This window comes from Rhodococcus sp. 320_ES, from assembly GCF_059691855.1.
On record NZ_JCAWAG010000004.1, the window covers coordinates 77146 to 90035 of the forward strand.

General features: G+C 65.2%; 12 protein-coding genes. 8 read left to right on the top strand and 4 right to left on the bottom strand.

Annotated elements, in window-relative coordinates; all coding sequences use genetic code 11:
• The first annotated feature begins 49 nt into the window (after nucleotides 1–49).
• Both AC59JP_RS14870 and AC59JP_RS14875 read left to right on the top strand, forming a co-directional pair.
• Nucleotides 50–709: an NUDIX hydrolase gene (locus AC59JP_RS14870; RefSeq protein WP_497326578.1), complete on the top strand. Its 660-nt coding sequence runs from the start codon at nucleotides 50–52 to the stop codon at nucleotides 707–709.
• 135 nt (nucleotides 710–844) lie between these two features.
• A complete protein-coding gene (locus AC59JP_RS14875) occupies nucleotides 845–1465 on the top strand; it encodes a DUF6636 domain-containing protein (RefSeq protein WP_497326579.1) in 621 nt (206 codons plus the stop codon).
• Between the two features lie 65 nt (nucleotides 1466–1530).
• Here AC59JP_RS14875 and AC59JP_RS14880 read toward each other — a convergent pair whose 3' ends face one another.
• Nucleotides 1531–2070, bottom strand: coding sequence for a TetR/AcrR family transcriptional regulator (locus tag AC59JP_RS14880; protein WP_497326580.1), 540 nt, complete (start codon nucleotides 2068–2070; stop codon nucleotides 1531–1533).
• Between the two features lie 93 nt (nucleotides 2071–2163).
• Between AC59JP_RS14880 and AC59JP_RS14885 the strand changes: the two genes are divergently transcribed.
• A complete protein-coding gene (locus AC59JP_RS14885) occupies nucleotides 2164–3183 on the top strand; it encodes an aldo/keto reductase (RefSeq protein ID WP_497326581.1) in 1020 nt (339 codons plus the stop codon).
• Between the two features lie 86 nt (nucleotides 3184–3269).
• Here AC59JP_RS14885 and AC59JP_RS14890 read toward each other — a convergent pair whose 3' ends face one another.
• The 3 genes from AC59JP_RS14890 to AC59JP_RS14900 form a co-directional block, all read right to left on the bottom strand.
• A complete protein-coding gene (locus AC59JP_RS14890) occupies nucleotides 3270–3875 on the bottom strand; it encodes a hypothetical protein (protein ID WP_497326582.1) in 606 nt (201 codons plus the stop codon).
• A 74-nt stretch (nucleotides 3876–3949) separates the two neighbouring features.
• Nucleotides 3950–4363, bottom strand: a complete 414-nt coding sequence (locus AC59JP_RS14895; RefSeq protein ID WP_497326583.1) for an SRPBCC family protein — start codon at nucleotides 4361–4363, stop codon at nucleotides 3950–3952.
• Nucleotides 4364–4494: 131 nt separating this feature from the next.
• Nucleotides 4495–6363 (bottom strand): flavin-containing monooxygenase, encoded by a 1869-nt coding sequence (locus AC59JP_RS14900; RefSeq protein ID WP_497326584.1) that lies wholly within the window; start codon nucleotides 6361–6363, stop codon nucleotides 4495–4497.
• A 133-nt stretch (nucleotides 6364–6496) separates the two neighbouring features.
• On the opposite strand from AC59JP_RS14900, the gene AC59JP_RS14905 reads away from it, so the two are divergent.
• The 5 genes from AC59JP_RS14905 to AC59JP_RS14925 all read left to right on the top strand — a co-directional run bounded on the left by AC59JP_RS14905 (nucleotide 6497) and on the right by AC59JP_RS14925 (nucleotide 12882).
• The gene (locus tag AC59JP_RS14905) at nucleotides 6497–7147 is read left to right on the top strand and encodes a nitroreductase family protein (RefSeq protein ID WP_497326585.1); all 651 of its coding nucleotides are present in this window, start codon (nucleotides 6497–6499) and stop codon (nucleotides 7145–7147) included.
• A 91-nt stretch (nucleotides 7148–7238) separates the two neighbouring features.
• Nucleotides 7239–8789: a class I adenylate-forming enzyme family protein gene (locus AC59JP_RS14910; RefSeq protein ID WP_497326586.1), complete on the top strand. Its 1551-nt coding sequence runs from the start codon at nucleotides 7239–7241 to the stop codon at nucleotides 8787–8789.
• Nucleotides 8786–9403: a TetR/AcrR family transcriptional regulator gene (locus AC59JP_RS14915; RefSeq protein WP_497326587.1), complete on the top strand. Its 618-nt coding sequence runs from the start codon at nucleotides 8786–8788 to the stop codon at nucleotides 9401–9403. Before AC59JP_RS14910 ends, AC59JP_RS14915 begins: the two co-directional genes overlap by 4 nt.
• Entirely contained in the window at nucleotides 9393–10526 is a 1134-nt protein-coding gene (locus AC59JP_RS14920; RefSeq protein WP_497326588.1) for a serine hydrolase domain-containing protein, read from the top strand. Before AC59JP_RS14915 ends, AC59JP_RS14920 begins: the two co-directional genes overlap by 11 nt.
• Before the next feature lie 91 nt (nucleotides 10527–10617).
• Nucleotides 10618–12882: an ATP-binding cassette domain-containing protein gene (locus AC59JP_RS14925; protein ID WP_497326589.1), complete on the top strand. Its 2265-nt coding sequence runs from the start codon at nucleotides 10618–10620 to the stop codon at nucleotides 12880–12882.
• Nucleotides 12883–12890: the final 8 nt, after the last annotated feature.

The following is a 12890-nucleotide window of genomic DNA, read 5'->3' on the forward strand; positions in this document are numbered from 1 at the left end:
TACCCCTTAGCGTGAATGTGCGCTAAACATAGATCATCCATGAGCTAACATGCAACACATGGCTCTCAGCGACTTTCCTCGCCCGTCGGTGGCCGTCGACGTCGCGGTCCTCACCGTGTGCGACGACACCCTGCAGGTGGTGACGGTCAAGTCGCATTTCGGAACCTCGTTGCCCGGAACTTTCCTTCACCAAGGAGAACGATTGCGCGACGCCGCAGCTCGCGCACTGTCCACGAAAGCAGGCATCGACGGCCTCGACTTCCACCAGGTGGGGATGTTCGACGACCCTCGACGCGACGACCGTGGGTGGGTGCTGTCGATGGCGCATGTGGCGGCCATCGGATACGAGTCGTTGCCGGATGTCGAGTTGATTCCCCTTGAATCCGGTTTCCCCACAGTCGGTTTGGCCTTCGACCATTCGCACATGGTTGCCCTGGCCGTCGACGATCTGCGTCGGCGATACTCCGACCAAGCCGATCCGTCGTCGATGCTGGGTGAGGCATTCACCCTGCTGGAGTTACGGCGACTGTACGAGGCGATCTTCGACCGCGAACTGCCCAAAGACACGTTTCGTCGACAGGTGATCGACGGGCTGGTCGGAACCGGGGAGACCACGTCGGCGGGCGGTGGTCGTCCGGCGGAGTTGTACCGACGCAGGCCCGACGCGCAGCTGCCACGGACGGCGGCGGCGTTGTTTCGGGGGCCGTGAGAGGCTGATCGATGATCGGCTCTTCAACTAGTTCGTGACCCTAACGTGACAGCCGGTCGGATAACGAGCGTCCGGCGCCCTCCGATTCCCCAGTAACGACCGCCGGCACCTGCCGGCGGCGGAAGGGTGGTTCGGATGTTCAAAGTCGCCGGTCTGATTGCCGTATCCGCGCTGACGGTCCTCTCGCTGGCCGGATGCAGCTCGGGCGAGACGGAGCCTGCGCCCGCGGCCGGGGCAACCGCAACGCCGCCGAGCAGCAGCGCTTCCAGCGTTCCTTCGGCGCCGACCGAGGACGCACCGACTGCCACCGAACCGTTCACCGGTGCGTCCTTCGCCGACATACCGCCCGCACCCACGCGAGACGACGTCAACGTCGATGCGCGCGACTTTCAGGAGGGCGACTCGTACTATTTCACCTCGCCCAGCGGAAATGCGTTCTGCGCGTTCAGGTCCGCCAATGCGCCGGGGACCGCTGTCGGATGTCAGGTGAGGTACTCGGTGCCCGGCAACACCGGCAGGGCGTGCGGGAACGTCGCCAACAACACCTATGGCGTACAGGTGCTGGAGGGCGGCACGGTAGAGCAGATCTGCACCAATCAGGGAATTTTCGTCGGCATGGAGCCGCGGGTTCTGCAGTACGGCGACATCATCGCGGTGCAGGGCGACTCGTGCCGGTCCACCGAGGAAGGCATCATTTGCTACAGCGGGACGGGGGCGGGGTTCATGATCTCGCGGGAGATCAATGTGACGTTTTAGCCTTTCTGCTGTGCGCGATTTCCGCCCCTATAGGGCGCTAATTCGCGCACAGGTGGCGGAGCCACCTACTTCCGCAGGCCTCTCACAAGTGTCCCCACCATCCGCCGGGCGTCGTATTGCGGATCGTCGCGAACCCCGAAGCACAGGTTCCCGACGGCCCGCATCAATTCGAACGGGCGCTGATCGTCGACGATCTCGCCGGCGTCGGACGCTGCCGTCAACAGTTCGCCCAACACCGGCACGAGAGTGTCGACGAAGTATCGGTGCAATCCTTCGGTGTCGGCGTGCACCGCCTCGGGCAAGCCGTGCTTCGTGGCCAGAAAATCGACGTACATGTCGACCCACGCCGCGAGGGCGTCGAACGGACTCTGCTTCTCCGCCAACAGGATCAGACCGGCCGTGGCACAGGCTTCCACCTGGTGCCGAAACACGGCCAGAATGAGATCTCCTCGCGTCGGGAAGTGGCGATAGATCGTCCCGACACCGACGCCCGCCGTCGCTGCGATCTCACGGACGGGCGCGTCGACACCCGACTGCACGAACGTCGCGGCCGCCGCATCCAGCAGAGCCGCCTCGTTGCGGCGGGCGTCCGCTCGCTTCGCCACAGCGCCTCCTTGTCAAACGGAACAACGTTCCGTATGTTGGTTATCGGAACCACGTTCCGCTTATTCACGATAGACCACCGGCAGGAGAACGCCATGCAGTACCGCACCCTCGGACACACCGGAGTCAAGGTCAGCACACTGTGCCTCGGCGCCATGAACTTCGGCGCCATCGGCAAGACCACCCAGGACGATGCCACCGCCATCGTCGACGCCGCCCTCGACGGCGGCATCAACTTCATCGACACCGCCGACATGTACAGCCAAGGCGAATCCGAGGAGATGGTCGGCAAGGCCATCGCCGGCCGCCGCGACGACATCGTCCTCGCCACCAAGGTGTTCAACCCCATGGGCGACGAGCGCAATCATCAGGGCAGCTCACGCCGATGGATCGTCACCGAGCTCGAGAACAGCCTGCGACGCCTCGACGTCGACCACGTGGACCTCTACCAGATTCACCGCTGGGACCCCACAACCTCCGACGACGAAACGCTGTCCACCCTGACGGATCTGCAGCGCGCCGGCAAGATTCGCTACTTCGGCTCGTCGACCTACCCCGCGTACCGAATCGTGCAGGCGCAGTGGGCGGCACGCGAGCATCACCTCTCGCGGTTCACCACCGAGCAGCCTCCCTACTCGATCCTGCAGCGCGGCATCGAGTCTCACGTTCTCCCCGTCGCCCAGGAGTACGGAATGGGCGTGCTCGTGTGGAGTCCGCTGGCCGGCGGCTTCCTGTCCGGCGCCATCCGCGCGGGGCAGGAAGCGACGACGAACCGGGCCGCGCTGATGCCGGATCGATTCGGGCTCGACAGCCCCACCGGCAAGGCCAAGATCGACGCCGTCGAGAAGCTCGTGGCCGTCGCGGACGAGGCAGGACTGACATTGATTCAGCTCGCGCTCGGGTTCGTCACGGCGCACCCCGGCGTCACCAGCGCCATCATCGGTCCCCGCACCGTCGACCACCTGCACTCACAGCTGGCGGCAGCGGACACCGTGCTGTCCCATGAGGTGCTGGACCAGATCGACCAGATCGTCGCGCCGGGTGTGGATCTCGCGCCCGACGAGAAGTTCGACACTCCGCCGGCGCTGCTGGATGCGTCGCTGCGAAGGAGGTAGGCACCCTCCCCCTGTGCGCGATTTAGTGCCCTGGAGGGGCGGAAATCGCGCACAGGGGGGTCGTGACTGTACCGATGCTGTCGGCCTTACGTCTGCGAACCTCGACTACCCAGCCACAGACTCACGATCGCCGTCGCCTGCTCCTGCGCCTCCTCGAACAGCCCACCGATCCAGTCGGCGGCGGTATCGGCGCCCGTCGAATCGACCGAGCTGACCAGGGAGACGAGTGCGGCATCGAGATGATCGGCCCACCCGACCAGCAGGCCGGCGCAGAGAGCCCTTCTGCTCACGATGACTCGACGCCGTTTGCTGACACTGGATTTCGGCAATGCGGGCCACCTCCGGACGTCGATCGGATCCGGTTTCGGCACGAAAAGACAGATGTGGCCTTCCGGACCGAGATCGGGATCGTCGTGCTGCATCGCGGCAAGTTCGCGGTACTGCGCTGCGACGAATCGTCCGGCCTCATCAATTCTCGACGCCACCACAGGGCGCATCCACTCTGCCCGGCTCACGTCGTCTCGATTGACGACGTCGGCCATGGCCCTCAAGAAGAACGACGCCTCCGACCCCTCGGCCACCAGTTCGTCGACGAAAACTCGAAACAGACTCCTGCCGTCGTACAGGTTTCCGTACTCGTCCTCGTCGTCGCCCCGGTACTGATCGGTCCATTCGAAATTCAACTCCGACATGCTCTCCCCCGATGCATCGAATTTGTGAATGTCGGGAGTTGTAGCAGCGAAGTCGGACAAGTGCGGCGAAAGAGCTAGGCGTCGGCTTCCATCAGAACTCTGAGCCGCGCCAGGTCCTCGGCGACTGCATCGACGTCCTGTGAGAACTCCGCCTCGCTGCGGTCGAGCTGTCGAACGGTGAACACGACCTCGGATCCACGGGGATGGCTCAGAACCCGCATGGGATTGTGCACGGTTTCTCCGGTCGGCAGCGTCACATCGTGGTCCAGAACGCCGAACTCGTTGTGCGGTGCAAAGCGCACCGTCACTCGACCCATCGGGGAGTCGACGACGAATCGATCGCCGTCGATGGACACGGGGCTGCTCGCAAGCCCCGCCGCCCATCTCGGCAGATTTGCAGGGTCGGCGGCGAACTCGTAGACAAGATCCGGTCCGCAACCGATGACTTCGCTGACGTGCCGACTTGTACCGAGGTGTTCAGGACCCATCAACGCAGCCTAGGGGCCCGGGGTGCGTTCCGGAACCGCCACGGCTGTGCGCGATTTAGTGCCCTGGAGGGGCGGAAATCGCGCACAGGGGGCGGAGCCCCCTCACGCACAGGGGGCGGAGCCCCCGCCCCCTACCGGGAAACCTCGAAATCCTCCAGATCCGCCCGGCGCGTCATGGACCAGTAGTCGACGATGCGCCACGGCAGCGTCGACACCACCCGGCCGGCGTCGTTGCGGTACCAGTTGTCCATGCCGCCGTGGCTCCAGATCATGTTCGCGTGAGCGTCGTCGTGCTTGCGGACGTACTCCGCCTCGACGTCGGGTTTGCACTCCACCGCGGCGATTCCGTTGTCCGCCATGCGGATCAGCAGATCGACGATGTAGCGCACCTGGCACTCGGCGATCGTGATGTAGCTGCCGCCGTGCCCGAGAACGGTGCCGGGACCACACGTGAGGAACAGGTTGGGAAAATCCGGCACGGTGATCCCGAGGTAGGCGTGCGCGTCCTCGGGCCCCCACATGTCGCGGATGGACGTACCCGACTTCCCGCGCACGTCGATGGGCGTCAACAGCTTGTGGGTCTCGAAACCTGTTGCCAGGATGACGATGTCGACCTCGGTCTCCTCCCCGCCGCGGGCGATCACCGAGGTGGGCGTGATCTCGGCGACGGCGTCGGCGATCAGAGTGACGTTGTCTCGCCGAAGCGCGGCGTACCAGCCGTTGTCGAGCAGCATGCGCTTGCCGAACGGCGGGTAATCGGGCACCGACTTCTCGATGAGGTCGGGGCGGCCCTCGAGCTCCTTCTCGATGTAGCGGGTGAAGACGCGGCGATGGGCGTCGTTGATCGCGTTGACGGACCGCTCGGGGTGATCCCATTCCGGATCGACCTGGAGGGAGGGGTGGACGCGGTCGTTGAAGTTCCACGCCAGCCGCGCCCGGTACCAGAGCCGGTAGAACGGGACGTTCTCCATCAGGTAGTTGACGTCGTCGCCGATCTCGCTGAAGTACACATCCGTCGACGACACCCACTGCGGCGAGCGCTGAAAGACCGTCGCGTGCCCCACCGTCGGCGCGATGGCCGGAAGCACCTGCATCGCACTGGCGCCCGTGCCCACGATTGCGACGCGCTTCCCCGTGAGGTCCAGGTCGGCGGGCCATTGCGCGGTGTGGAAGATCGGGCCCCGGAAGGTGTTCAAACCCTTGATGATCGGGAACTTCGGCTTGTTCAGCTGACCGGTCGCGGTGATCACGACGTCGGCGGTCAGCACCTCGCCGTCGACGGTCGTGACCGTCCATTCGCGGCTCGCCTCGTCGTAGACCGCAGTGGACACCTCGGTGTCGAACCGGATCCGATCGCGCAGATCATGCTGTGTCGCAACGTCACTGAGGTACTCCCAGACCTCGTCGCGCTTGCCGAAATGGGTGTCCCACGCGCGCGGCGCGAACGAGTACGAATACAGGTGACTGGGTGTGTCGACTCCGGCGCCGGGATAGGTGTTCTCGAACCACCCGCCGCCGACGTCGGAGTTCTTCTCCAGCACGACGTGGTCGATGCCGGCCTCGTGCAGCTTGATCGACGCCAGCATTCCCGAGACACCGGCTCCGATCACGATGACCGACAACGCATTCGGCTCGGCGCGGCGCACCTCGGGAACGCGAAAGCCCATGTCCTCGGCGATCATCGCGGCGAACTCGGGCGGCACGGATTCCCCGACGGCGGCGCTGATCATCTCCACGAGTTCCGCGTCCGAGGGGCTCGGGATCGCGACGGGAGCGTCGGAGAGCACCGCGTCGAGCACGGCCGCTCGGATCCGGTCGGCAGTCGGGGCGTCGAAGCCGCCGTCGTCGTTGTTGTCCATCCCCCGGCTGCGGGTGGGCAGGTAAGGAACCGCGAGCCACGTCCGATCGCCGGTGAGTTGGTAGAGCACGGCCACGAGCGTGGGCATGTTGGCCGACGTCAGCGCCTTGGCCAGCCGTTCACGATCCACACTTGTCGTCATCCATCCAACTAACCACGGTTAGGCACAGTCCCGCAAGAGTTCATTTGATCTGCACAAATCGCTTGACAATGTGGCCTGCACCACAGAATGCTGCTCTACAGAAACTAACAGCGGGCAGGCGAGAGGAATCACCATGGAACTCAGCGAGGCAATGCGCACGACCGGCACGTGTCGGCGGTATCTCGGCGATCCGGTGCCGGACGAGGTGTTCCACGCTGCGTTCGACGTCGCACGATTCGGCCCCCAGGGCGGCAACCGGCAGCCCGTCAAATGGATCGTGGTGCGCGACGCCGCTCGCAAGCAGGCGCTCAGCGACCTCTACCTCCCCATGTGGGACGCGTACTTCGCCGGCATCACCGGCGGCACGGTGGCCGTCGGCGCACTGCCGAAAACCGTGCAGGACGCCGACTACTTCGCTCGTCACCTTGCCGAGGTGCCGGCGATCGTCGTGGTCTGCGCCGCTCTCGACGGTCTCCATCCCACCGATCACGAGCTCGGCCGCCTGTCGGTCGTGGGCGGGGCGTCCATCTACCCGACCATGCAGAACTTCTGCCTCGCGATGCGGGAACAAGGTGTCGCGACTGCCGTCACCACCCTGCTCTGCCACGAGGAACCGGCCGTACGCGAACTTCTCGAGATCCCCGAGGGGTACATCACGGCCGCCCACATCGCGGTGGGCTATCCGGAGAAGCCGTTCCCCACCAAGCTGACTCGCGATCCGGTCGAGCAAATCGTCGCCCTGGAGACGTTCTCGCAGCCGATGTTCCAGACCGCCTCGGTCTGATCCACCCCTCGGTCTGATCCACCCCTCGGTCTGATCCACCCCTCGGTCTGATCCACCCCTCGGTCTGATCCACCCTGTACAGGAGATTCACGTGCCCGGCATCGCCTCACACCACCGCTCCCCGATCGGCCGCGCGACGATCGGCGATCAGCTCCGTCGACACGCTCGCACCCAGCCCGACAAGGTCGCCTTCATCAGCTACACCGCCGACGGCGCACGGTCCGTCACCACCTACGGCGAGCTCGATTCTCGGGCAAACACATTCGCGAATCTTCTCGTCGACCTCGGGGTGAAGCCGGGTGATCGGGTGGCGTCGATGGCGCGCAACAGCGTCGACGTGGTCGTGGCCTACTACGGCACGCTGAAGGCCGGTGCCGCGTTCACCGGTATCAACGTGATGTACCGAGCCCCCGAGGTCCGGCATCAGCTCGAGCACGCCGAACCCGTTGTGGTGGTGGCCGACCCCGAATTCGGGGAACTGGTGACGTCGGTCAAACCGGAGTCGACGACGGTGGTGACCTTCGGGGAGCACTACGCCGAGCTGACGTCCGGGACGCCGACGACGGAACCCGACGTCGACATCGACGAGAACGACGTCGCCATGGTCATCTACACCTCCGGCACCGAGGCGGCGCCGAAGGGCGTGATGATCCCGCATCGGAACTTCCTGATTTCGACTGCGCCGGCGTGGAGTTGGGGTCTGCGCACAGGGCCGGAGGACACCTGGTTGTTCGTGATGCCGTTCCACACCATCGCCGGGCTCGGGTCGATGACGACGCTGACTCTGATGGGCGCCACCCTCGTGCTGCCCGCCACGGTGGACCCGGCTCAGTCCCTGCGGATCATCGCCGACGAGAAGATCTCCGTGATCGCGCAGACACCGACCTTCTACCTGGCTCTGGCCCGCGACTCGAACTTCGGTCCCGACACCGTCGGACAGGTGACCCGCTGCCTCACCTACGGCGGTCAGGTGGCGCCGCTGACCATCAGCGCGTGGGCGGAGGCAGCGCCCGACGCGCTCTGGGGCACCTACTGGGGCCAGTCGGAACTGTCGCAGTTGGGCTCGGTGGGGTGGTTCACCACCCTCGACGACATTCCCGACGGCGACGCGTCGTGGATCGGCAAGCCCGTCACGCACCTCGAGATCAAGGTCGTCGACGCCGACGGCAACGAGGCCGAGATCGGTGAACTGCTCTGCCGCACTCCCTCGGTCATGCTCGGATACTTCCGGGACGAGGAACGCACCGCCGAAGTGTTCCGCGACGGCTGGGTGCACACCGGCGACATGGTGCGCCTGGACTCCGCGGGCAACATGTTCTTCTACGATCGAATGAAGGACATGATCAAGTCGGGAGGGATGAACGTGTCGTCGCAGGAAGTCGAGCGCGCCATTCACGCGCACCCGGACGTGCTGCGCGCCGCTGTCGTCGGCATGCCGGACCCGTACTGGTCGGAAGCGGTGACGGCGTTCGTGATTCCGCGTGACGGGGTGACGGCCGATCCGGAGTCGATCATCGAGCACTGCCGCTCGGAACTGGCGACCTACAAGGCGCCGAAGACCGTGCACATCGTCAGCGAGCTTCCCGTCGACGCGCAGGGCAAGATCCTCAAGCGTGAGCTGCGGGCGTCGGCTGCCGTATGACCGAACCGGCGCAGCTACCGCGGCAGGCGCGAACGTTGCAGCGGCGCAACGACATTGCGGCGAGCGCTGCGGCGATCTTTGCCCGCGACGGTTACCCGAACGTGGGGATGCGTGACATCGCCGACGCAGTGGGAATCAAGGGTGCCAGCCTCTACCACCACTTCCCGTCGAAGGAAGACATCCTTTTCGCCATCTGCCTCACGGTGACCCGCGAACCCGCCGACGAGACGCTTCCGCTCCTCGACGCACCGGGAACGCCGACCGAGCGATTGTCGTCGTTGGTGCGGGCACATTTGGTGCACCTGAACCGTCGACGAGTGGAATACGTTGTCGGACTGCACGAATTGGCGTCGCTCACACCGGAACATCGAGCCGTCGTCGAGGACTACCGGCGGCACTATCAGCGACGCGTCCGCGATGTGATCAACGCCGGCATCCGGAGCGGCGAGTTCACCGTCCCCGATGCACGGATCGCGTCGTTCGCGATCACGGACATGCTCAACGGCATCGCGAGCTGGTTTCACGACGGCGGCGAACTGACCATCGAGGACGTCGCCGATCACTATGTCGAGCTCGCGATCCATCGACTTCTCGGAGGTTCACATGACCGTTGAGGGGCACTGCGCACCCGAGTTCACCGAGGTCCGAGAGGCGCTCGCGGCGAACATCGACGACGACGAGGAGCTCGGAGCATCGATCGTCGTGGACATCGACGGCGACCGGGTCGTGGACATCTGGGGCGGGCATCGCGACACGGACCGCCAGGTGCCGTGGACGTCGGACACGATCACCAACGTCTGGTCGACGACGAAGACCGTCACCAACCTCGCCGCTCTGATGTTGATCGATCGCGGACTTCTGGACGCCCATGCGCCGGTAGCGCGCTACTGGCCCGAGTACGCGGCAGAGGGCAAAAGAGACATCGAAGTTCGGCACGTGATGTCGCATACCTCCGGGGTGTCGGGATGGGACGGGCCGTTCACCACCGAGGAGATGTACGACCTGGAGACGTCGACGGCGAAACTGGCCGCCCAAGCTCCGTGGTGGCCGTCGCGCACGGAATCCGGATATCACGCAGCGAGCCAGGGACCCCTGATCGGCGAACTCGTCCGCAGGGTGACGGGAAAGACTCTGCGGCAGTTCGTGTCCGAGGAGATCGCCGGGCCGTTGAACGCCGACTTCAGTATCGGTGCGGCGGAGAAGGACTGGCCCCGTATCGCCGACGTGGTTCCCCCGCCCCCGCCGGCCGGCGACGACGTGCCGGATCCGCTGCTGGTGCGCCGAAAGACATTTCTCGGGCCGCTGATCCACGCGCAGTCGGCCAATACGGCCGCATGGCGACGCGCGGAGATGGGTGCGCTGAACGGCCACGGCAATGCCCGCTCGGTTGCCCGCATCCTCTCCGTGATCTCGCGCGGGGGAACCGTCGACGGTGTGCGCCTGCTCGGGCCCGACACCATCGACCTGATCTTCGACGAACAGAGCAACGGCGTCGATCTGGCTCTCGGTGTTCCGCTGCGCTTCGGTATCGGGTTCGCGCTGCCGCAGCTCGACACGGTCCCGTACATCCCGGACGGCAAGATCTGCTTCTGGGGCGGCTGGGGTGGGTCGTTGATCGTCATGCACCCCGAGACAAAGATGACCTTCTCGTACATGATGAACCGGATGGGACCGGGCGTCATCGGGTCGGATCGGGCGGCGCGGTACCTGACGGCGTCGTATTCGGCGATGGGGTAGGTGGCGCCCCCTCTGTGCGCGATTTAGTGCCCCGGAGGGGCGGAAATCGCGCACAGGGGGGTGGAGTTACACGGATGAGCAGGGGGAACCAGTGACCGTAGATCCGCTGTCCACCATCACCATTCGGGGCGCACGCGAGAACAACCTGAAGGATGTCGACCTCGACCTCCCCAAACGCCAGTTGATCGTCTTCGCCGGCGTCTCCGGATCCGGCAAGTCGTCGCTGGTGTTCGACACCATCGCCGCGGAAGCTCAGCGACAGATCAACTCGACGTTCACCGCTTTTGCGCAAACCTTCCTGCCCTCCTACGGCCGGCCCGACGCCGACCTCATCGCCAACCTGTCCGCGGTCGTCATCGTCGATCAGAAGCGATTGTTCGGAGGCCCCCGGTCGACGGTCGGCACCATCACCGACATCGGCGACTGGCTGCGCATGCTGTGGTCCCGCGGGGTATCGCCCTCGATCGGCTACGCGAACGCCTTCTCCTTCAACGACCCAGCGGGCATGTGTCCCGAGTGCGGCGGCCTCGGCGAGGCCAAGATCATCGACATGGCCGAACTGGTGGACGAGTCGAAGTCGTTGCGCGAAGGCCCCTTCAAGCATCCCGACTTCCAGCCGGGCAAATGGCCCTACCGAATCTTCTCCGACTCGGGCCTGTTCGACCTCGACGTTCCCGTGGAGCAGTACTCCGCCCGCGAACGGCACCTCTTCTTCGACGCCAAGCCCGGTGAAGTCGAGCCACTCAACGCCGACGCCATCGTGAAGACCTACGAGGGCATAGCCTCTCGCTTCCGGCGCGTCTACCTCGCCAAGGACGCCGATGCCATGAAGGGGAAGTCGAAGGAGGCCTTCGACCGCATCGTCACCCGCGGCACGTGTCCCGACTGCAACGGCACCCGCTACAACGAGACGGTGCGGGGAGCCACTCTCGAAGGACTTTCCATTCCCGACGCGTTCGCGATGCAGGTCTCCGATCTGGCCGACCGGATCGACGGCTGGAATCTGAAGGATCTCGACGGTCCGAAGTCCGAGATCGTCACGCAGCTGCGCAGACTGGTGGATCTGGGTCTGGGCTACCTCAGCCTGGACCGCGCGACGTCGTCGCTCTCGGGCGGTGAGTCGCAACGCATCAAGATGGTGCGGCATCTCGGCGCAACTCTGAACGACATGCTGTACGTCTTCGACGAGCCCACGACCGGTCTGCACCCGCGCGACGTCCACCGGCTGGACGAGATGCTGCTCGCGTTGCGGGACAAGGGAAACACTGTCCTCGTCGTCGAACACGATCCCGAGGTCATGGCCATCGCCGACCGCATCGTCGAAATCGGACCTGCGGCAGGCAAGTCGGGTGGCACCGTCGTGTTCGAAGGAACGTTCGACGAACTGACGACCGCCGACACCCGCACGGGACGAGCATTACGCCGCGAGGGGTCCGCCGCCCGATCCCCACGCACCGCCACGGGACAGATCCGGATCGAGAACGCGAGCACCCACAATCTGCAGAACGTGAGCGTCGACGTGCCCCTGGGCATCATGACCGCGGTGACGGGCGTTGCGGGGTCGGGCAAGTCGAGCCTGATCCACGGGCATCTTCGCGATGCCGCACCCGACGCGGTCATCATCGACCAGGCGCCCATCCGCGGGTCACGACGGTCGTCCCCCGCCACCTACACCGGGCTGCTCGAGCACATCCGCGCGTACTTCGCGAAGAAGACCGGCAGGCCGGCGTCGCTGTTCTCGCCCAATTCCGACGGTGCGTGCCCCGATTGCCAGGGCAGCGGAGTCATCTTCACCGACCTCGGGTTCACCGACCCGGTGAGCAGCATGTGTGAAACCTGTCAGGGCAGGCGGTTTCGCTCGGGAGCGATCAAGTACACCGTCGACGGCATCAGCATCGCCGACGTGTTCGAGATGTCCGTCGACGAGGCGACCGGCTTCTTCGAGGTCAAGAAGATTCGCGACATCCTGATGCGATGCAAGGACGTCGGGCTGGGGTATCTGTCGCTGGGGCAGAACCTGTCGTCGTTGTCGGGCGGTGAGCGTCAGCGACTGAAGCTGGCCTCCGAGCTGGTGGGGTCGTCGCCGATCATCGTGCTCGACGAGCCGACCACCGGACTGCACCCGTCGGACGTGTCGAACCTGATCGAGCTGCTCTCGGGAATGGTCGACGAGGGGCGGACGGTGATCGTCATCGAGCACAACCTTGACGTGGTCGCCGCCGCGGACTGGGTGATCGACCTCGGGCCCGACGGTGGGCACGACGGGGGCCACGTGGTGTTCACCGGGACCGTCGAGGATCTCCTGACGAGCGACACTCACACCGGGACATATCTGGCTCGGTCCCTGGGACGCTGATCTTGGGT